This is a genomic window from Spirillospora sp. NPDC049652 (assembly GCF_040675125.1).
Taxonomy (GTDB): domain Bacteria; phylum Actinomycetota; class Actinomycetes; order Streptosporangiales; family Streptosporangiaceae; genus Spirillospora.
In genome coordinates this window covers 1-19,033 of the sequence record NZ_JBFAOF010000048.1, presented here as the reverse complement: position 1 = coordinate 19,033, position 19,033 = coordinate 1, and the positions used below count along the sequence as shown (strand labels likewise).

Sequence of the window (19,033 nt, the reverse complement as noted above, 5' to 3'; positions counted from 1 at the left end):
AGCGGTCCCGGTCGAAACCGCAGCGGCGATGCCCCCGGCGGGCGCGAGCGGCCAGTTGGTCGCTGCGTTCGGGGATGGTGTGCCCGATCCGCCGCCGGCGCAGATAGTCGCGGATGATGCCGGTGGAGTAGCCCTTGTCGGCGATCAGGTGCCCGGGCCGGGTCCGTGGACGGCCCGGGCCGGCGCGTGCGACCCTGATGGCTTCGACGACCTCGATCAGCCGGGTGCAGTCGTTGACGTTCCCGCCGGTGAGGGTGAACGCCAGCGGCAGACCACGCCCGTCGCAGGCCAGGTGGATCTTGGTGGTCAGTCCGCCGCGGGACCGTCCGAGCGCCTGGTCTGGCGACGGTGATGCCGGGTTCGTCCCCGGCTGTTCCCCTTTTTGCGGGCGCCGGCGGCGTGCTGATGAGCCCGCACGATGGTGGAGTCCACACACACCGCCGACCAGTCCACCACCCCGACCGCATCGTCGTGGACCTGGACGTGGGCCAGCAGCCGCTCCCAGGTCCCGTCCCCACTCCAGCGACGGAACCTCTGGTACAGGGTTTGCCACGGCCCATAGCGTTCGGGCACGTCCCGCCAGTCGGCACCGGTGCGGATCTTCCACAAGATCCCGTTGATCACCTGCCGGTGGTCACGCCACCGTCCACCAGGCCCGGCACTCACCGGCAGCAACGGCTCGATCCGCGCCCAGGCCGCATCGGTCAACTCGTGTCGACGCACCATGGCCACCATCAAGCCACAACCCAAAGATCCAGATCCACAAAACAGGCCCTAGGGCCACCGCTCGGCGGTCCCGCCAATTCCGCGGGCGGGGGCGCCGGAGGGTGGTTCTGTGGTTACACGGATGCTTGGGGTGATGGCGATGATGTCAGCGGATCGTGCGGCGAACGACCTCCTCGCGGCCGTCAAGCACGGAGCCTCGTCGCCGCCGGGCTCGTCGCGGCGGGGCCTCAGCATTCGGGACGGTTCATCGACGGGGCTCTGAGTACGTGCCGGCCGGGCGCGCAGGTCGTGTCGACGTCCCCGCCCGCGGACGCGGTCGCCCAGAAGGCCCGCTCGAAGTCGTCCGGGTCCCGGGCGGCGGCCCAGATCGCTCGCGTAACCCGCGAGGGGCGGCCACCGCACCGGCCGCCCCTCGCGGCTCAGCAGCCGAAGCTTCAGCCCGGCAGAGGCTCTACAGCTTCCCGCCATGCCCGGGGCAGCCGATCGGCCCCGAGCGCCGCCCCGACGATCGTTAATGACGGGCTGCGGGAGGCTCGTCAGTTGCTGGCCTTGTCGGATGCGGAGACCGTCGCCCGCGTCCTCGGCAACGGACGGGACGTGGCCGGCCACGACACGGTGCCTTACACGCGGGTTACGCGCCGCAAGTCGGGGTGGACGGGAGGTTTCCGGTGATGAGGTAGTCCGCCTGGGCGGCTCGGGCGCAGGCGGAGTTGAAGAAGGTGGTGTGCCCGGCGACCTCGGCGATGAGCAGGCCGCTGTTGGGGATCTCGCGGTGCACGCCCTGAGCCCAGACCAGCGGGGTGGACGGGTCGTACCTGTTGCTGGTGATCAGTATCGGCGGTGTGCCGGTGATCCGCTGCGGGGCCCACGGGTCGGACGCCGGGAGGGGCCAGGACGCGCACAGGTCGGTCATCATCCACGCCTCGGACGCGCCGCCGGTGTGCGGGGAGATCGCGCGGGCGTGCGCGAGGCGGGACGCGGCGTCGGCGTAGCCGCGCAGCTGCGGCGGGAAGCTCTGGCAGCTGATCGCGGCGTAGGCGTCCTGCGGCTGGCCGATCGCGGAGTTGTCCGCGAGGACGGACGCGTCGCCCGCTTGGGCGCGCGCGATGCCGTCGCCCAGTGTCGTCCAGGTCGAGGGGAACAGGACGGACGAGCTCGCCATCAGCAGATTCGGCAGGACGAGCTGGATCGCCTGGTCGTCCACCGTCGTCGCGCCGCCTTGGGCGTTCGGCGCGGGGATCGGCGTGCGGGCGGCGCGGGCGACGAGGTCGTCCCAGATCTTGACGACGTTCTGGCCGTGCAGCGCGCACGACGTGGACGCCGAGCACCACGAGGCGAACCGTCCGAACACCTCGGACAGCGCCGACGCCTCCTGGTAGAGGAAGTCGCGCGGGCCGACGGCGTGGTCGATCGCGCCGTCCAGGACCATCGTCCTGATGCGGTGCGGGTACAGGCGGGCGAAGGTCTGGCCGAGGTAGGTCCCGTAGGAAAGGCCCAGGTAGCTGACCTTCTTCTCGCCGAGCGCGACGCGGATCGCGTCCATGTCGCGGGCCGCGCTGACGGTGTCGACGTGGGCCGCCAGATCGGGTGGGGAGTTCTTGACGCAGGACGTTCCGTAGGCCGCGCTCTGCCGCTGAATCGCCGCGAACTGGGCGGGGGAGTTCGGGAAGGCGGGCACCTTGGCGGACAGGCCGGGCCCGCCGCACGTCACGGCGGTGCTCGTGCCGACGCCGCGCGGGTCGAAGCCGATGATGTCGAACCGGTTCTGCAGGGAGGCGGGCACCAGGTTCCGTCCGCCCGCGGCGACGATCTCGGCGCCCGCCCCGCCGGGTCCGCCGAAGTTCATCAGCAGGGATCCGATGCGGTGCTTCTGGTCGAGCGCGGGTAGACGGGACAGGCTGAGGGTGATGCTGCGTCCGTGCTGGTCGTCCCAGGACAGCGGCACCTTGATGTCCGCGCATTGTGCACCGGAGCCCGGTCCGGCGTGGAGGCAGGGGCTCCAGGACGTCGCGGACGTGGCGGGCGGTGCGGCGAGTGCGGATTGCGATGGCGAGGTGGCGGTCGCGACCCCGGCAAGTGTCGCGACGGCGAGTGTGACCAGTCGTGATCTCCTCATGCGGGGACGCTACAGAGCCCGTCCCTTCCTACTCATCCGTCCCAGGACGTACGAAGGATTAGCAGTAGGGGGGATGCGCCCGGAGCTGTGTGACGCTGACCAGGGACCGGAACCGGCCAGAGTCTCGACCGGTCGAGGGGGGACCGCACAGTGATGGCGGTCTGACGCCGACGGCCTTGGAGGAACCTTGACCGACCCGCGCAGCGCGAAGGACGAAGGGGAGAGTCCTACTCTGCGGGCAGGCGCCCTCATGACCGTTGCGGCGCTCGGAGTGACGCTGCCCCAGGCCTCTCGCGCGACCATCGACATGCCGGTGGCCGCGGTCGCGACGAGAAGTTGCCCGTGATGCGAGAGCGGATCACTCGATGACCTCGGGCCCTGCCCGTTCTCCGCGTTCCGACGAGGCGGGAGGTCGCCGGGCCGAAGCCGTGGCCGCCGACACCGGCGAGGCTCGCCGAGCTCATCCCAGGAGTTCGTCCTCTCCTCGGCAGCCCGCTAGAACCGCAGGTGCAGCGTCAGTTCGCAGGCCACGGGAGCCTCGCGGGGCAGGTCGTTCTGGTACAGCGCGATCCGGGCATGGCCGCCTCTGTCCTCGCCGAACACCTCGACCAGGAGATCGGACGCTCCGTCGAGCACGGCGGGCGCCTCGGCGAACCCGGGGACGCAGTTGACATAGCCCGCCAGACGGACGACCTGGCCGACGCGGTCCAGGCTGCCCAGCTCGGCGCGCGCCATGGCGAGCAGGTTCACCGCGACCAGCCGGGCCGAACGGTAGCCGTCCGCGACGCTCAGTTCGCGGCCGAGCTTCCCGGCGATCGGGAGGACGTCCTCCCCGCTCTCGTTCTTGACCGTTCCGTAGGTCCCGGAGACGAAGAACAGGTCGCCGGCCCGAACGCCACGGCGGAAGCGCCCGATCGGCGTCGGTGGCTGGACGTCGGCGAGGCCGATTCGCCGGTATTCCTGTTCGGGATCAGCGGGGCCGTTCTGCTCCGGCGAGGGAATCTGGTTCATCGGGAGGTCTTCGTTCATCGGAGTCCGTCCTGGTGGCAGCGGCCCCGCGGCGTGCGATCCCGTCCGGTGTCACTCGTTGGCCAGCTGGTCGGTGGCCTCGTGCCCGGCATGGGTGGTGCGGCGCAGGAAGCCGGCGAGAAGTTCGAGTTCGGCGTCGGTGTACTCGTCGCAGATCTGGTCCATGGACTCGTTCATCCCCGAGTAGAGCTGGAACATTTCGGGGTTGCGGTCGCGCAGGGCGTGGACGGCGACGGCGCGTCGGTCGGCGGCGTCCGGGTCGCGTTGGCGGACGACCCAGCCGCCGCGCTGGAGCCGGTCGAGGACGCCGGTCATGGTGGCCGGGTGGAGGCCTGCGCGGCGGGCCAGGGCGCTGGGGCTGAGCGGACCGTGGCGGTTGATGAGGTCGAGGCAGGAGACGTCGATGTCCTTGAGGTCCACGCGCGCGCCGACCTGGTGGTTGAGCAGGGACAGCTGGATGCTCAGCTCACGCAGGGATTCCTTGATCGTGGCGGTCGTTCGCCGTCGCGCCGTGCCTGGTCGGCGTCCTGGGGCGCCTCGGACGCCATGCGTGCCCCCTTCTGCCGAGCGCTGGTACGGGTCTCATATCCAATGAGTTCCAAATCTTACGTCATCCAGATATCACCCCCTGTGAGAGGGATGCCGATCCTGAAAGAGGGCGTCCTCGATGAAGCTCACGATCTTCGCCGCGACCGGCGGCATCGGCCGGTAACTGCTCGACCAGGCCCTCGCCGCCGCGGGGCACGACGTCACAGCGGTCGCCCGCAACCCCCGGGCGCTTGGACGAGAGGGCGCGTGTCGTCACCGCCGACCTCGCGTCCGCGGACCCGGACATGCTCGCCTCGGCGGTCGAGGGGAGTGACGGCGTGCTGTCCGGGCTGGGGCCTCGCAATCCGAGGTCTGAAGCGGGGATCACGGGGCTGAGGAACCTGCGGACAGCCGTTGGCGCACGTGCCGCTGCAACTCCACCACGCTTTGCTGCAGCAGGGCGCCGCCCTGGCCGCCGAGGGCGCCGGACCGGCCGAACGCAAGGCCTACCGGGTGTACGCCGGGGTCACGTTCGGCAGGAGGACGCCGGTAAGGCGCGATCAGCGGCCTGAGCGGGTGTCTGCGGGTGGCGTGTATGAGCGGGGCCTGTTCACTGCCGATCGCTTTTCTCGCCGGTCATCGCGTCGTCGTGGCCGGCGAGCGTGGGGCTGCCGGTGCGGAGGTCGTGGTCGGCGCCGGGCGCGGCGAACTCCAGCAGCCGGGCGCCTTCGGTCTCGACCTCGGCGCGTTCGGTGGCGGTCAGCGGCCGGAACGGGTCGATCTCCAAAGTCGCTGACGTTCTGCCCTGGTGGAGTTTCCAGGCGCCCGTCACCTGCCCGTCCACCAGGAATGTGGCGCGCATCCCGTTGCGGGTCATGACTTGTTTGCGGGCCTCCTGCGAGATCACGCGGGCGCGGTCGGCGTGGGAGGCCAGCAGGTTGTCGTACTCGGGCAAGAAGCGAACCGGCGCGGGGGCGTCGGCGCCGGGGCTTGGTGCGTCCGGCAGGTCGAACAGCTCCACCCCGCGCTCGTCGCGGAAGACCGCCAGTTGCGGTCGTAGTCTGTCCAGGACGGGACGCAGTCGAGTTCGGCCGGCCCATGTCTGCACATCGGCGACCGAGGCCGGGCCGAACGCGGCGAGGTAGCGCAGCACTATGTGTTCGCAGTCGGCGGCGGGGTCTGGCTCGGCTCCGGTCCAGCCGTCGGCCGTCGCGTACCGGGTGGTGCCGCCGACGCCCCAGACGGCCCGTGGCGGCACCTGGACAAGCGGCACAAGGTTGCGCACCACGGTGGCGAGCGCGTGGGGCTGGTGATCGGGCCACCGCTCGTGCAGCGCCGCCCTCAGCTCCTTGGGGGTGAGGTGCCGTGCGTCCAGCAGCGCCCGGCCCCACTCGGCCACGGCCACACGGTCCAGACCGGTCAGGACCGTTCCGAACGCGGTGTCCAGCTCACGGTCGAGCGCGGGCTGCGCCCACGGCCGCAACGAGCGGTAGTCTGCCGCGGTGACCAGGTGGACGGTGCTGCGCATCAGCGCGACCCGCACCAGGCGGCGCTGGGTCAGCGCGTCGGCCAGGTCGGCGGTACCGAACCTCCGCAACCTGCTCCAGAGCCCGAAGTAGGGCGCATACGGCGCCTGCGCTTGCATGCCGACCAGCCGGGTGACCGCCTCCTCGGCGGTCGCGTCGGCCCGTTCCAGCAGCCACTGACGGGCCAGCAGGGCTCTGCCCAACTCCCGCTGCCTCAGCACCTGGGCCACCGTGCCGTCCTCTCCGTCCACACCACTGGGGCGGCCGATGCCGCCCCAGCCTCGTTGATCAGCCGCCGAAGTCGGCCCGGTGATCCGCGGCCCACCGGGCGTAGGTCCGCGCGGGGTGCCCGGTGATCTGCTCGATGACGTCGTTGACCGCCGCGGGCTTGCCGACCGCCTGCGCCATAAGAGCGAACAGCGCGGCCAGGAACTCAGGGTCCATGAACTGGCTCATCTGCTCCAGCACAGGCTCGGGGTCGAGGTCCTCGACAGTGAGCGGGCGCCCCAGCGTCTCACCGAGGATGCCGACCTGCTGTGCCTGGGTCAGCGACTCAGGGCCGGACACATCGTAGGCCCGCCCCGCGTGCCCGCCGCCGACCAGGATCCGCGCGGCCACCTCGGCGACGTCCCGCTCGTGCACGGCACTGAAGGCCGCTTCGGTGTAGGGCGCGCGAATGACGTCACCGCCCTGGAGTTGCATCGCGAACGTCAACGAGTTGATGGCGGGGAACAGCAGCCGCAGGAACGTCCACTCGATTCCGGACGCCTCGACGGCCCGCTCGACGTCGCGGTGGTACTGGGCGATCACGTCAGGCTGCCGCTCGGCGCCCGGGACGACCGCCCCCGAGGACAGCAACACCAGCCGCCGCACCCCGGCCCGGCCCGCGGCCGCCAGCAGCGGAGCGACATCCATCCCGTACTGCAGAACCAGGAAGGCGGCCTCGACTCCGGCCAACGCCGCCGGCAGCGTCTCGGGCTTGGTCAGATCGGCCCGGACGACGTCGACTTCCTGCGGGAGCCCGGCCCGCTCCGGAGTCCGGGTCAGCGCCCGCACCGGGGCACCCGCGGCGACCAACTCCTCAACCGCCTGACGTCCGAAGTGAGCCGTGGCGCCGATGACGAGGTACATGGGGGGTTCCTTTTCGTGTGAATTCATGGGGTCTGAAGGGGGGCTGCCGACAACCGGCGGCGGATCAGCGAACCTTGCCGAAGAACTGCCAGATGTCTCCGACGAGCAGATCGGGGGAGTCGTGCGCGGCGAAGTGGCTGCCCCGGTCATAGACCTTCAAGGAGAGGATGTTGGTGTCGTCGCGTTCGGCGAGCGTCCGGATGGACGGGAAGTCCCACGCGACATCGGCCAGGCCGAGGGGCACTGTGGTCGGCTCGGACACGCAGGTGCCCCGGCCGTTCGACTTCTGTTATACGGCCGCCGCCGCCTCCTCATACTCGTTCGTCATGGTCATCAACGTAGGATCCGTTTAGGCGGGGTCCGCTCCTAATGAAGCGGCGGACTCCGAAGAACGTTGGAGACCTCGGCGCAGCTGCTGCGCCTCGGCGACGACGCCGCGCTGCCGCCCCTGCGGCTCGACGTTGAGGAAACCTCGCTGCGCGCACTGGCCAAGCTGGAGCAGGTGCTGCCAGCCCGCCTCCCGCGTTCGCGACCGACTGACAACTCCCACCGTCGTGCACACGAGTACGGGCCGGAGGCGTCTGTAGTCCACACGACTTCAGGACACCCCGTCAGCCCACAGTCCCCTGCACACCCGACAACCACCCAGCTCACCCGTGCACGCGCCTTCGGACATTCACAGCCGCCGGGAGTAGCGCCGCTCGTCCCGGCGCGCGGACACCACCAGCTCCCGAGTGACCAGCTCCAGTTCGGACGCGAGCCAACGGGCGGCGTCGAGCTCGGCCAGGACCGGATCCACTTGGCGTCGGTGGCCAGTCAGCACACCGGTGGCCAGCGCGTCGGCAGAGGTGAGGAGCTTGCGCATTCGGTGGCTCTCCTTGAGGTCCGCGCGTTTCCTGACCGCCCGTCAGGATGGGCACGGTGCACCCAGTGGGGGGGCAGTGTCCTGCGGACGTGAGACAGCGCCTTGATGCCGTTGCCGGGCCGCTGAAGGCTTCCTGACGAACTCGTTCCGACATGGACTTCTCTAACAGCGAGTTTCAGGGAGAGGTGGTCCCGGGGACCCGCCGCTTCCGGCGAGGAGCCCGTGAGCCGCCGACGCCGGGGCGATCCACGCGCACCTAGGCGCGTGCGGTGACGTCCCGGTACCTCGAAGGCCCCTCGAGGGCTCGATGGTTGATAACGGTGATTCTCATTCACTCAGGCCTCGCATCAGGATGACGTAAAATTATCTACGAAACGAGTTTCGAATTCTACGAAACGCATGATCGGTTCAGCGCTGTGGCAGAGAGCTGGACGACACGGGTCCGATTCCAGGTGAGGGAAGCGCCCGAGGACGCCACTTCGGGCTGAGGGCGATGAAAGGGGCGCGCGGGCGCGCAGCGTAGGGCTTGGTGGCGGGCGTCAGTACCCGCTCGTGCGGGTTCTGGGCTCGGCAGGCAAGCAGCCGTTAGCGCTCAGCCGTTTCCATCCACCGCTGCCTGTGATCAGGCTGACGCGGCAGGAGCATGGCGGTGGCGAGTGGGGACTGGCTCTTCTTCGCGCTGGCTGGTTGACGGACATCGGTTCCGCCGGTGATTGCCATCGCCAGGGGCGAACGCCCCCGGTCAGGAGGTCAGGGCGGTCATGTGGTCAGCGTGGTGGGCGGCGACGTCATGGGCCGCCTGGACGAAGGCGGCGACGGCTGCGGATCGCGAGGTCTCCGGCCAGGCGACCTTGACCGCGCTGGGACTGAGGCCGATGACCGGACGGTAGGCGATGTCCGGGCGCTGGTACCGCTTGGTGGTGGAGAGTGCCAGGAACGCCACCGCCTGGCCCAGCGCGACCACCTCCAGGAGTTGCTCGACGCTGGCCACGACCGGCCCCTCAGGAGTGTCGGCCGGCGCCGAGCCTGTGTGGCGATCGCCTGCTTCCGCTCCGTCGCATCCTGTGTAGTAGGCGGTGGCGGAGGGAGCGGCTCCCTTCCAACGTGGGATCGGTTCGCCCCTCAGGTCGGCCAGCTGAAGTCGCCGGCGTCCGGCCAGGCGGTGCGCGGCGGGAAGAACGGCCAGTCGCGGCTCGACCACGAGCGTCTGAGAATCCAGCCCTTGGCCGTCGAACGGGTTACGCAGCAGCGCCACGTCGGCACGGCCGTCTCGCAACATGGCGATCGGCTCTCCGCTTCCGCCGACGACGACTTCAGCCGGCGGCAGATGCGAACCCGCGCCCCGATAGGCGGCGAGGATCTCCCGCAGCAGCCCGGCATCGCCTCCCGGCTTGACCGCCACGACGAGCTGGGGTGTCGGCTGACCGGCGCGGCGTGCACGCCGCGCCGCCGCGTGCACCGCGTCGACCGCGATCCGGGCCTGGTCGAGCAGCACCTCACCGGCGGTGGTCAGTTCCACCTGGCGGGTGGTGCGCTCCAGCAGGCGTACACCGAGCCGGGACTCCATCTGAGCGATCGCCTTCGACAGCGGTGGCTGCGCCATCGCCAGGCGTTGCGCGGCCCGGCTGAAGTTCAGTTCCTCGGCGACCGCGATGAAGTACCTCAGCTCCCGTACTTCCAGCTCAGTCATATCTGCCGAATATAGGTCCAAACTCTTCCGGTCTTTCCCTGCCGCCCGTGGACGACGGGAGGCTGGTGCCCATGACGACCTCGCAAAAGACAGCCCTGATCACCGGCGCGAACAAGGGCATCGGCAAGGAAACGGCGCGCAGGCTCGCAGCGTTGGGCATCACTGTGCTGATCGGTGCCCGCGACGCCGAGCGTGGTGAGACGGCGGCCGAGGAGCTTCGTGCCGACGGCGGCGACGTGCGGTTCGTACCGCTGGACGTCACCGACGAGTTCTCGGTCCAGGCTGCCGCCAAGCACATCGACGCCACGTTCGGCCGCCTCGACATCCTCGTCAACAACGCCGCGATCGCCGCCGGGCCGCAGAAACCGAGTGAAACCCCCGCCGCCGCCGTCCGGCAGGTCTACGAGACCAACGTGTTCGGCGTCATCGCGGTGACCCACGCCATGCTCCCTCTGCTGCGCCGCTCCACCGCCGCACGCATCGTCAACATGTCCAGCGAACTCGGCTCCCTCACCCACCTGGCCGACCCGGGCAGCCCGTGGTCCGCCTATACCTCGGTTCTCCTCCCGTACTGCACCTCGAAGAGCGCGCTGAACGCCATCACCGTCCTCTATGCCGACGAACTGCGCGCCGAAGGGATCCTGGTCAACGCAGTGAGTCCCGGCTACTGCGCAACCGACCTCAACCGCCACACCGGGATACGGACGGCGGAGGAGGGCGCGGCCGTCGCGGTCGACCTGGCGACTGCGGGCGAGGACGGTCCCACGGGCGCCTTTCTGGCCGAGGACGGACCGATTCCCTGGTGAGGCCATGCCGAGGTGGCAGGTGAGGAGTGCTGCCCCTTCTTCGTGCCGCTGGTGATGTGACACAGGTTCATCTCCTGCTCGCACAGGTGGACGGCCATGGGACGGCATCGACTGGGCGGTGCGTCGTCCGCGCCACCGACCGTCTTCTTGCGGGTGCCTGCAGGCGGGCTCGTTGCCCTCCGGGGGCGGCCGCGGAGGCACTCGGGGCTTGAGCAGCAACCGACTGGCCAGTCACGTTAAGGCGTCCGGCGGGCTCGCCTTGTCGTGGCTGGCCGCTCGGATGCGGGTGGCGTGCAGGAGGACTACCGAGCCGGAGCCAAAGTGAGCACCCCCTTGGAGGGGCAGGTCAAGGGCTGGTTCCGGGAGCCTGGGTCGCTTCGATGTGTTGTCGGTTCCTGTCGGGCGATCGCCGCTTCGTTGTCGGAGACGTCGCCCCGAATACTCCTTTGTGCATCACCACAGCGCGCTGTCAGTATGAGGCCTATGCGTCACCCTTTTGACACGCTGGACTGGCCGATTTCCACCGAGCGGCTGCTGCTGCGTCGGGCAACGCCCGACGACGTGGACGCGACCTGGGCTTTCAGGCAGCTGCCCGAGACTCAGGAATGGGTCACGGCCGCCACGGAGAACTACGACGACTATCGCGAGAGTTTCCTCCGCGAGGAGCAGCTCGCGGACCTGGTTCTCGTCGAGCTGGACGGCCGAGTGATCGGCGACCTGACGTTGAGGATCCAGGACGCTTGGGCCCAGAAAGAGGTAGCTGACCAGGCGAAGGGCGTCCAAGGAGAGCTTGGTTGGACGCTCGATCCCTCCTACGGTGGTAAGGGCTACGCCACCGAAGCCGTACGGGCTCTCATCGACATCTCCTTCAAGCGACTCGGCCTGCGCCGCCTGCACGCGGACTGCTTTTACGCCAACGAAGCCTCTTGGCGGTTGATGGAGCGGGTTGGGATGCGCCGCGAACAGCACACGGTGAAAGACTCCCTCCACCGCACCAAGGGATGGCTCGACGGTCTCTCATATGCGCTCCTGGCCGAGGAATGGCCCGCCCACGAGTGATCCCCGCGGAGACGCTGGGACGCCCCCGCCAGGCCGAAGATCCCGCTGCCAGCCGTACACGCGGCAGCCTTCCTGCCGGCGCTGCGGTTGGACCCTAGGGACGCCACCGCGCCGGCAGGGCTCAGTGCTTTCGACGCGATGGGGATGCCGCCGTCGGCTCGGTTGCGGTCCACGTCGCTGGCCCGCACGTCCCTGTGAGTCGGTCAGTGCGCCGCCGATCTCGGTGCCCGCGACGTCGGCCAGGAGCCGTCGCGGCCGCCGACCACGGCGGTGGTCAAGTGGAGCGCCGAGGCGTACGCGTGGTCGGCGTTGTCATCGCCTGTTATCGCATACGGCTTCGAATGGCTGGGGATGGCGGTTTCGGTGGCTCGGGGGACTCTGCTGCAGAATTCTCAGGAGGGTCACCCGTCGCCGCCGAAACCGACCGTCAATCCCTGACTGCTTCCTGTGTCTAAAGGGCCACGGTGAGGTCGATCTCGATGAGCTGGTCGGAAAAGCCCAGCTGCGCGACTCCCAGCAGGGTGCTCGCGGTGGTGAACGCCTCTTTCAGGGGCGACTCGGCCAACCTGGCCCAGGCGCGGCCCAGCACCTTCTGCTCGTCGGCCGCCACATAGATCACCGATCGTACGACGTCTGCCGGCGCAGCCCCCACGGCCTGCAGGGCCGTCATCGAGTTGGCCACTACCTGGTCGATCTGCGCGTCGAGGTCCCCAACGCCAACGACGTGACCATCCAGGTCGATCGGACACTGCCCGGCCAGATGTGCGGTACGCCCTGCCTCTACGACGGTGATGTGGTGATAACCGGGAGTCTCATGGAGCCCTTCAGGATTGATACGAGTGATCTTCTCTGCCATGCGCGGAGTCTGGCAGGCCCACCCCAGCAGCGGGCAACTCATTTTCGTGACCGGTGACCTGCCGTATTCGGACAGGCCGCAATGCCCTCGCCCTGCCGCAGAGGGGGAGACAGACGCCGCGTTGGGAGCGGCGGCCGGGTTTCTGTTGCTCGGCCGCCGCTGTCCACGTCTAACCCAGGAACTCCCGCAGCGACCGTGGTTCGCGTCCCAGGATGTCGGCGACGGCCGTGGTGGTGCTCGCCCAGCGTCCATCGCCGATCTGTGACATGAGTTCGGCCAGGTCACGGGCCGCCTGGGTGGGCATGCCGCGCTTCTCCAGGTGGACGGCGGCTTCTTCGACCGTCAGGTCGATGTATCGCACGGTTCGGCCGAGGGCGCGGGTGAGCTCGGCGGCGATCTCGTCATGCGTAGGCGCCGCCGGCCCGGTGAGCTCGTAGGTGGCGTCGGCTCCGACGGGGCGCGTGAGCAGCGCGGCCGCGACCGCCGCGATGTCGCGCGCGTCGATGTAGCCCACGCTGCCTCTGCCGTACGACCCGAAGATCCGTCCGTCCTCGTCGATGTCGCTCGCGAGATTCTGCATGAAGCCGACGGGCGCCAGGATCGACCACGGGACCCCCGACGCCTTGAGGTGTTCGTCGACCTGTCCGTGCATGCCGAAGCCGAGCAGGCTGCTCGACGTCACGCCGCGCACGGAGACGGTCACCACCTGCGCGACCTCCGAGGCCCTCGCGTGATCAATGACCGCCTTGTGGGCTCGCACGAAACCCGGCCACAGCGCGCTGTTGAGAAAGAGCCTGTCACCCGGTTCGAGCGGGATGCTCCCGGGCCTCTCCAGGTCGCCGACCACGTAGTCGCATCCCAGTTCCTCGCCCTGTTCCGCGCGCCGCACCACGGCTCGCACGGCACCGCCCAGCTCCTCGACCAACGCGCGTCCGATCGTCCCCGTCGCGCCCGTCACCACGATCACCGCGACCTCCTTAAGCGGAATGTGAGCTTCCGGTTATATGCTAACCGGAAGATGATCGTCCAGTTCGAGGAGAGTTCGATGCGCGCTGACGCCCGCCGCAATCGGGACAAGATCCTGGAGGCGGCCCGCGACGCGGTGGCCGAGCGCGGCGCGGACGCGCCGATGGAGCTGATCGCTCGGCGGGCCGGCGTCGGCGTCGGCACGCTCTACCGCCGCTTTCCCGACCGTGGCGTACTGCTGGCTGCCCTGGCGGAGCAGTACGTTCACGAGCTCATGGACGGCCTCGACCGCGCTGTGGCGGCCGAGCCTGACGCGTGGGCGGCCGTTCGCGCCTTCATTGTCCACAGCGTGGAGAAGGGCCGTGGTGCCATCGCGGCCGCGCTGGCCGGGACCACCGCGCCGCAGGCAAGACAGGCGCTGGTGCAGCGACTCGACGAACTGGTGCGGCAAGCGCAGGCGGACGGTGCGATGCGCGCAGATGTCGGCACCAGTGACCTCATGGAGCTGCTCAACGTGTTCGCCTGCCATCCGGGCGTCATCCCGGAGCGCTTCCTGCCCCTGATGCTCGACGGCCTCGACGGGCGCTAGAAGGCCGACCTCGCGTTCAGCGAAGGCGGGCAGGAAGGTTCAGCGGGTGACGCGGAGCAGGACGGACGGGTGGCGACAGGCGAGTGCGGAGCCTGGTTCCGCCTGCCGCCGTGTGGTCGATGGACGAAAGCTGGGTTGACTTCGCATGACTCCGCCAACGGACGAGGCCGGAACTGCCGGGGGGCGGCAGGTTCGTGATTCTCGGCAGCCCATCCTCGCGGTGGCACCTCAGGTCGGGTCGGCGCGGCGTTGGGCTGCCCAGGCGATGACGACTCCTGCGACGAGGAGGACGCCACCCGCGATGCTCGCGGAGGACAGGTGTTCGCCGAGGAGGACGAGCCCTCCCGTGACGCCGACCAAGGGCTCCATGAAGAGCAGGAGCCCAGCACGGGTGCTGCCGATGCGGGCTACGGAGATGTTCCACAGGAGGATGCCCGCCACGCTGGTCCCGAGGGCGAGGAACACCAGTTCGCCCCAGGCCGCGGGGCCGAGGGAGGTCAGGCGGTGCGGAGTGAGCGTGCCCACAAGCAGCAAGTAGGGGACGGCGCCGATCGTTGTGGAGATGGCGCTGGCGGTGCCGGCGCCGTGAGCGGTGCTGAGCGGGCGCAGGACGATCGTGTAGGCGCCGAACAGCAGCGTTCCCAGGAGGACGAGTCCGAGCCCTTCGAGCGCGCGCGTGCCCGAGTCGCTGGGCAGCGCCTCCGGACCGGCGATGACGGCGACCCCTCCCAGGGCGATGGCGGAGCCGACCCAGGCCCAGCGGGGAGTGCGGCGGCCGAGGAACAACCGCGCCAGCAACAGGATGCAGACCGGTTCGGTGGCCAGGACCAGCGCGGCCGTCGAGGCGGGGAGCCACTGGACGCCGAGGGCCACGGGCAGGTTGTAGCCGACCATCCCGAGCAGGCCGGCCGCGATCGCGCGGAGAAGCTCGGCGCGGTTCAGGCGGCGCACCCCGCTCACGCACCAGGGGAGGCATACGAGGCCGGCCAGCAGCGCGCGCAGGACCGTCAGCGGCAGCGGCGCCAGTTGGGCGACCGCTGCCCGGGTCGCCACCGGAGCGAGCCCCCACATGACGACCGCGATCAGGCCGCTGATCGTCGCGATCGCGACCGGCCGCGCCGTGCCGGGGGGCCGCGCGGCCTCGGTGAGGTTCACAGGGGCCATAGTCTGGGGCGAAGTCATGGTCTCAACGGTGCTGTAATGACCTTGTGCAGTTCAACACTTACACGGCGGCCGGGGCCATCGTCGCCGCGGAACTCGTCAACGAACCCTCGGGCTCGGCGGCCTGGATGTCCGACCTGCTGGAGCGCTACGAGATCTACCGGCCGAGCCTGGACCAGGCCGGCGCGGCGGAACTCCGCGCTTGGGCCGAGGGGCTCCGGCTCGCCTTCGAGACGACCGGGGCCGAGCAGGCCGCCGCTGTCGACGCGCTCTTCGTCGCCGCCGACTGCCGCCCCAGGCTGGTCAGCCACGACGGCCTGCCCTATCACCTGCACTACGCGCCCCTGGACGCGAAGGTGACCACGCGGGTCAAGGCCCTCACGACCGCCGGGCTCGCCCAGGTGATCGCCGACGGAGCGGCCGGACGGCTCGGCAGCTGCACGCGCGAAGGGTGCGACATCGTCTTCGTGGACACCTCCCGCAACGGACGGCGCGCGTTCTGCAGCGTGCGATGCGCGAACGCGGTCAACGTCCGGCGACACCGGGCGCGCCGGCGCTACGGCGACCCGACCCCGGCGAACGGCATGTGAGCCAATCCACAAGGGGGAACGGACTTCGGCCGTCGCTCGGACGCGCCCGCCACGCCCGACCGTCACACGCGCGCGCCCCAGCCTCGTGATGAAAATCACCACGCTTGGCCTCCCGGTCGCGGAGGGGCGGGGGCGGGCTGGATGGCGGTCGTCCGGGACGTCCACGTCACCGCGCCAGCACCTCAGGCCGTCCACGTCGCTCCCACCGAACTGCTACGTGCCGTGCCTGGTTTGCCCCGGCCGCCTCTCCACACCGTCTCCCAGCCGCGCGGGAGCATCAAGGAGTTGGAGGCTGATCCGCTCACGCCGCCCGCTGAGCGGGCGTGGCCCCGCCGCCACGGTGGGCGGCGGGGCCGGGGGCCGGCGGGGGCTGGGTTATCCGAGCACCGGGTAGTTCGCGCGGAGGACGTTGTGCGGGTCGCGGGCCCGCTTGATCTCGCGCAGGCGCTCAAGTGTGCCGGGCGAGAAGGCGTGGGCCGCCGAGTCGCCCGGCGACAGGACGGTGTACGGCTTGCGGCCGCTGACGTAGGAGCCCAGATCGGCCACGACCTCGGCCTGCCGGGCGCGCGTCGCCTCGGCCGTGTGCGGCAGGCCGAGGCCCAGCAGGCTGAGCAGGTAGGGCTCGGCCACCGCGCCACCGGCTCCAGCCTCGGGGCCCGGTTCGGAGAGCGCTCCGCCCAAGTGCCTGATCTGCATGTTGATGAGCGGGTCGAGCGGCTTGGCCAGCAGGAGCTCCACCGCGTCGGTGTCCAGGGCGGTGAGCAGTTCCGCACGGGTCATGGACGGGACGGGATCGGTGGGCTCGGCGGTGATGCGCCCCAGGTCGGCGACAGGGACGGTGCCGCGGCTGTCGGAGATCGCGCCCCCGAGCTTGTCGATGCGCACCAGCAGCTCCTCGGCCTGAGCGGCCTCACCCAGGTAGGCGAGGTCCAGCGTGACCACCGGCGGCGCGCCGGGAGGCTGGAACCGGTTGATCCAGACGCTGAGTTCACGGGGTGCCTCGGCGGTGATCTCCAGGAACGCGTCGTACACCTCTCTGGTCCGGGGCTCCTGCCAGACCACGCGTCCGCCGTACAGGACGGGCGCGGGAAACAGGTCGAGTTCGAATGCCGTCACCACCGCGAAGTCGCCGCCACCGCCGCGCAGCGCCCAGAACAGTTCGGGGTCGGACTCGGCGGTCACCCGGCCGGGCTCACCGTCGGCGTCCACGATGTCGAAGGCCCGCACGCTGTCGGAGGCGAAGCCGTGCTTGCGGCTGAACCAGCCGATTCCACCGCCCAGCGTGTAGCCGGTGACGCCGACCCCCGGCGCGCTGCCGGACAGGCCGGTCAGGCCCAGCGGCCCGGCGGCGGCCAGCACCTGCCCCCACCTGGCGCCTGCGCCCACCCGGACCACGCGCTCCTCTGCGCTTACCTCCACCTTGTTCAGCAGGCCGGTGCGCAAAAGGATCAGGCCCTCCACATCCCCCGAGGCGCCGTGCCCGGTCGGTTGCGCGGCCACCGTCATGCCCGTCCGGCGGGCGTAGCGCACGAGCGCCGCCACGTCGTCGGCATCCGCGGCCTCAGCCACAGCCGCGACCGGCTGCCTGACGGTGAGGTTCCACGGGGTCGCAGCCTGTTCGAAACCGTCATCACCGGGCAGGAGCACGCGGCCCTTCGCCAGGACGCCACGCAGGTCGTTGATCGTCATTGTTGTCTCCATCCAAGAGTTCACAGAAAGTCGGCGTTCGGCGGGCGACCGGGTCAGGCGGGCTGCGGGGCGGACGTCGCCGGAACGGCCGCGACCTTGCGGGTCTCGCGCATCATCAGCAGGCCGTTGACCACGATCAGCGTCGCGGTCAGGCAGTGGATGCCGAACGCGGCGGCCACCGAGCCGTGGTGCGACAGGACGTTGGCCATGTCGCCGTACGCGGCGAGGGACTCCACCAGCAGCACCCAGCTCAGCGCCCGGCGCTGGCCCGTCACCAGCAGGACGCCCATGACCAGGGCCAGGACGACGTCGCGGATCCCCTTGACCACCAGGAATCCGCCGGCGTCGCCGGACGGCGTGTGCGGCAGGCCGTAGCCCGGCGCCGTCGTCTCGGGGCTCAGGATGAACTCCGTCCCGAACCAGAGGATGAACAGGACGAAGGCGGTGGTCAGGACGGTGTTGACGTTCTTCAGTGACATGGTTGGTCTCCTTGGCTCACGAAAAGAGAAGGTTCAGTTGCGGACACTGCGGACGCGGCGGATGTGGCGGGCGTAGCGCGGCCGGCCGATGACGTGCCAGATGACGCGGACCGGAGCGGGGACGCCGCCGAGGACGATGGCGCGCTCGGCCGGGTTCGCCTCTTCCAGGACGGCGCCGAAGAGCGTGAGCAGGGTGGCCTTGGGGGTGTTGTGCACCAGGTGGTCGCCCAGGGAGGCCCACTCCTGCTCGGTGATGTGCTCGGCCGCGAGGGGGAGGAGGGTGTCCTCCTCGTCGTCGAGGTGTTCCAGCAGGACCGCGCGGTGCTCGGTCAGGACGGCCACGAGGGTGTCGCGCTCGTCGGCGCCGGCGGTGGCCTCCCAGGCGGGGACGGCCGTGTCCAGCCTGGTCAGGGTGGCCGCGATGCGCTCGTGCTGGGCCTCCATCCGCAGCACGATGTCGGCCTTCAGGTCCACCCGGGCCAGCAGCGGCGGCCACAGCAGCTCGTCCTCGCCCTCGTGGTGGTTGCGCAGGCCCAGCCGGTAGACGCGGAAGTGGTCGGCGATCACCTTGGCGCGGGCGGTGTCACCCGGGGCCACGGCCGCCACGAGCTCCACCAGCAGCCGTGACTCGCGGCGCAGCACGCGGTGGATGATCTTCATGTCCTGGGTGTCGACGCTCATCTGTCCCTCGCCCTTCGTCGGTTGCGACGTGTTCAGACTGCTCGCGGGGGTTTGGAGCGGACTTGGAGGCGACTTGGAACCGTCCACGTAGGATGTGCGGATCATGGTCTTCATCCGGGTGCTGGGCGCGTTCGCGACCGAGGTGAACGGTGAGGCCGTCCACCTCGGCGGGCCGCGGCAGCGCGGCGTGCTGGCCCTGCTGGTGGCGGCGCGGGGGCAGGTCGTTCCGGTCGACCGGATGATCGAGGATCTGTGGCGCGGGGAGCCGCCCGCGCGGGCGCTGACGTCCTTGCAGGCGTACGTGTCCAACCTGCGCCGGCTGCTGGAGCCCGGGCGTCCGCCGCGCACGCCGGCCCGGCTGCTGGTGAGCGCGGCGCCCGGTTATGCCCTGCGGCTTCCGCCGGAGTCGGTGGACGCGTGGCGGTTCGAGGACCTGCTCGCCAAGGCCCGCGCGGACACCGACCCGCGCGTCGCCCAGGCCCGGCTCGCCGAGGCCCTGGGGCTGTGGCAGGGGCCGGCGTTCGCCGAGGTCGCCGACGAGCCGTG

Annotated in this window: 19 protein-coding genes and 2 pseudogenes; 6 read left to right on the top strand and 15 right to left on the bottom strand. The window is 70.2% G+C overall.

What is annotated here, in order from left to right; translation table 11 throughout:
* The 7 genes and pseudogenes from AB0J52_RS06095 to AB0J52_RS06065 all read right to left on the bottom strand — a co-directional run.
* Positions 1–750: pseudogene (locus AB0J52_RS06095) on the bottom strand (IS5 family transposase); the annotation flags it as partial.
* A 607-nt stretch (positions 751–1,357) separates the two neighbouring features.
* Positions 1,358–2,842, bottom strand: a complete 1,485-nt coding sequence (locus AB0J52_RS06090; protein ID WP_500180463.1) for an alpha/beta hydrolase — start codon at positions 2,840–2,842, stop codon at positions 1,358–1,360.
* 495 nt (positions 2,843–3,337) lie between these two features.
* Complete coding sequence (locus AB0J52_RS06085; RefSeq protein ID WP_500180462.1) at positions 3,338–3,871, bottom strand: RidA family protein; 534 nt, start codon at positions 3,869–3,871, stop codon at positions 3,338–3,340.
* A gap of 51 nt (positions 3,872–3,922) precedes the next feature.
* On the bottom strand, positions 3,923–4,291 hold the full coding sequence (locus AB0J52_RS06080; RefSeq protein WP_500180461.1) for a MarR family transcriptional regulator: 369 nt from the start codon (positions 4,289–4,291) through the stop codon (positions 3,923–3,925).
* Between the two features lie 718 nt (positions 4,292–5,009).
* Complete coding sequence (locus AB0J52_RS06075) at positions 5,010–6,155, bottom strand: winged helix DNA-binding domain-containing protein (protein ID WP_500180460.1); 1,146 nt, start codon at positions 6,153–6,155, stop codon at positions 5,010–5,012.
* Positions 6,156–6,213: 58 nt separating this feature from the next.
* Positions 6,214–7,056 carry an NAD(P)H-binding protein gene (locus AB0J52_RS06070; RefSeq protein ID WP_500180459.1) on the bottom strand — a complete coding sequence of 281 codons (843 nt, stop codon included), beginning with the start codon at positions 7,054–7,056 and terminating at the stop codon, positions 6,214–6,216.
* A gap of 64 nt (positions 7,057–7,120) precedes the next feature.
* Positions 7,121–7,318 (bottom strand): hypothetical protein, encoded by a 198-nt coding sequence (locus AB0J52_RS06065; RefSeq protein WP_500180458.1) that lies wholly within the window; start codon positions 7,316–7,318, stop codon positions 7,121–7,123.
* Between the two features lie 156 nt (positions 7,319–7,474).
* On the opposite strand from AB0J52_RS06065, the pseudogene AB0J52_RS06060 reads away from it, so the two are divergent.
* Positions 7,475–7,576 (top strand): annotated as a pseudogene (locus AB0J52_RS06060) (DNA-binding transcriptional regulator); the annotation flags it as partial.
* A gap of 156 nt (positions 7,577–7,732) precedes the next feature.
* On the opposite strand, the gene AB0J52_RS06055 reads toward AB0J52_RS06060, so the two are convergent.
* Together AB0J52_RS06055 and AB0J52_RS06050 are read right to left on the bottom strand one after the other, a co-directional pair.
* Positions 7,733–7,921: a hypothetical protein gene (locus AB0J52_RS06055; protein ID WP_500180464.1), complete on the bottom strand. Its 189-nt coding sequence runs from the start codon at positions 7,919–7,921 to the stop codon at positions 7,733–7,735.
* Positions 7,922–8,663: 742 nt separating this feature from the next.
* On the bottom strand, positions 8,664–9,611 hold the full coding sequence (locus tag AB0J52_RS06050; RefSeq protein WP_500180457.1) for a LysR family transcriptional regulator: 948 nt from the start codon (positions 9,609–9,611) through the stop codon (positions 8,664–8,666).
* 71 nt (positions 9,612–9,682) lie between these two features.
* Between AB0J52_RS06050 and AB0J52_RS06045 the strand changes: the two genes are divergently transcribed.
* A complete protein-coding gene (locus AB0J52_RS06045) occupies positions 9,683–10,417 on the top strand; it encodes an SDR family oxidoreductase (protein ID WP_500180456.1) in 735 nt (244 codons plus the stop codon).
* 483 nt (positions 10,418–10,900) lie between these two features.
* Positions 10,901–11,476 carry a GNAT family N-acetyltransferase gene (locus AB0J52_RS06040; protein ID WP_500180455.1) on the top strand — a complete coding sequence of 192 codons (576 nt, stop codon included), beginning with the start codon at positions 10,901–10,903 and terminating at the stop codon, positions 11,474–11,476.
* A 451-nt stretch (positions 11,477–11,927) separates the two neighbouring features.
* Here AB0J52_RS06040 and AB0J52_RS06035 read toward each other — a convergent pair whose 3' ends face one another.
* Together AB0J52_RS06035 and AB0J52_RS06030 are read right to left on the bottom strand one after the other, a co-directional pair.
* A complete protein-coding gene (locus AB0J52_RS06035; RefSeq protein ID WP_500180454.1) occupies positions 11,928–12,332 on the bottom strand; it encodes a RidA family protein in 405 nt (134 codons plus the stop codon).
* A gap of 169 nt (positions 12,333–12,501) precedes the next feature.
* A complete protein-coding gene (locus tag AB0J52_RS06030; RefSeq protein WP_500180453.1) occupies positions 12,502–13,299 on the bottom strand; it encodes an NAD(P)H-binding protein in 798 nt (265 codons plus the stop codon).
* Between the two features lie 51 nt (positions 13,300–13,350).
* Between AB0J52_RS06030 and AB0J52_RS06025 the strand changes: the two genes are divergently transcribed.
* Positions 13,351–13,887, top strand: a complete 537-nt coding sequence (locus AB0J52_RS06025; protein ID WP_500180452.1) for a TetR/AcrR family transcriptional regulator — start codon at positions 13,351–13,353, stop codon at positions 13,885–13,887.
* Positions 13,888–14,115: 228 nt separating this feature from the next.
* On the opposite strand, the gene AB0J52_RS06020 is transcribed toward AB0J52_RS06025, so the two are convergent.
* Positions 14,116–15,069: a DMT family transporter gene (locus AB0J52_RS06020; protein ID WP_500180451.1), complete on the bottom strand. Its 954-nt coding sequence runs from the start codon at positions 15,067–15,069 to the stop codon at positions 14,116–14,118.
* Between the two features lie 26 nt (positions 15,070–15,095).
* Here AB0J52_RS06020 and AB0J52_RS06015 point away from each other — a divergent pair, with 26 nt between their 5' ends.
* The gene (locus AB0J52_RS06015; protein WP_500180450.1) at positions 15,096–15,638 is read left to right on the top strand and encodes a CGNR zinc finger domain-containing protein; all 543 of its coding nucleotides are present in this window, start codon (positions 15,096–15,098) and stop codon (positions 15,636–15,638) included.
* 375 nt (positions 15,639–16,013) lie between these two features.
* On the opposite strand, the gene AB0J52_RS06010 is transcribed toward AB0J52_RS06015, so the two are convergent.
* The 3 genes from AB0J52_RS06010 to AB0J52_RS06000 are packed head-to-tail and all read right to left on the bottom strand — an operon-like array spanning position 16,014 to position 18,487.
* Positions 16,014–17,327, bottom strand: coding sequence for an FAD-binding oxidoreductase (locus AB0J52_RS06010; RefSeq protein ID WP_500180449.1), 1,314 nt, complete (start codon positions 17,325–17,327; stop codon positions 16,014–16,016).
* A gap of 53 nt (positions 17,328–17,380) precedes the next feature.
* Complete coding sequence (locus AB0J52_RS06005; protein ID WP_500180448.1) at positions 17,381–17,806, bottom strand: DUF4267 domain-containing protein; 426 nt, start codon at positions 17,804–17,806, stop codon at positions 17,381–17,383.
* A 33-nt stretch (positions 17,807–17,839) separates the two neighbouring features.
* Positions 17,840–18,487 carry a hemerythrin domain-containing protein gene (locus AB0J52_RS06000; RefSeq protein ID WP_500180447.1) on the bottom strand — a complete coding sequence of 216 codons (648 nt, stop codon included), beginning with the start codon at positions 18,485–18,487 and terminating at the stop codon, positions 17,840–17,842.
* Positions 18,488–18,590: 103 nt separating this feature from the next.
* Here AB0J52_RS06000 and AB0J52_RS05995 point away from each other — a divergent pair.
* Positions 18,591–19,033: AfsR/SARP family transcriptional regulator (locus tag AB0J52_RS05995; RefSeq protein ID WP_500180446.1), on the top strand; the 443-nt coding region annotated here is incomplete at its 3' end.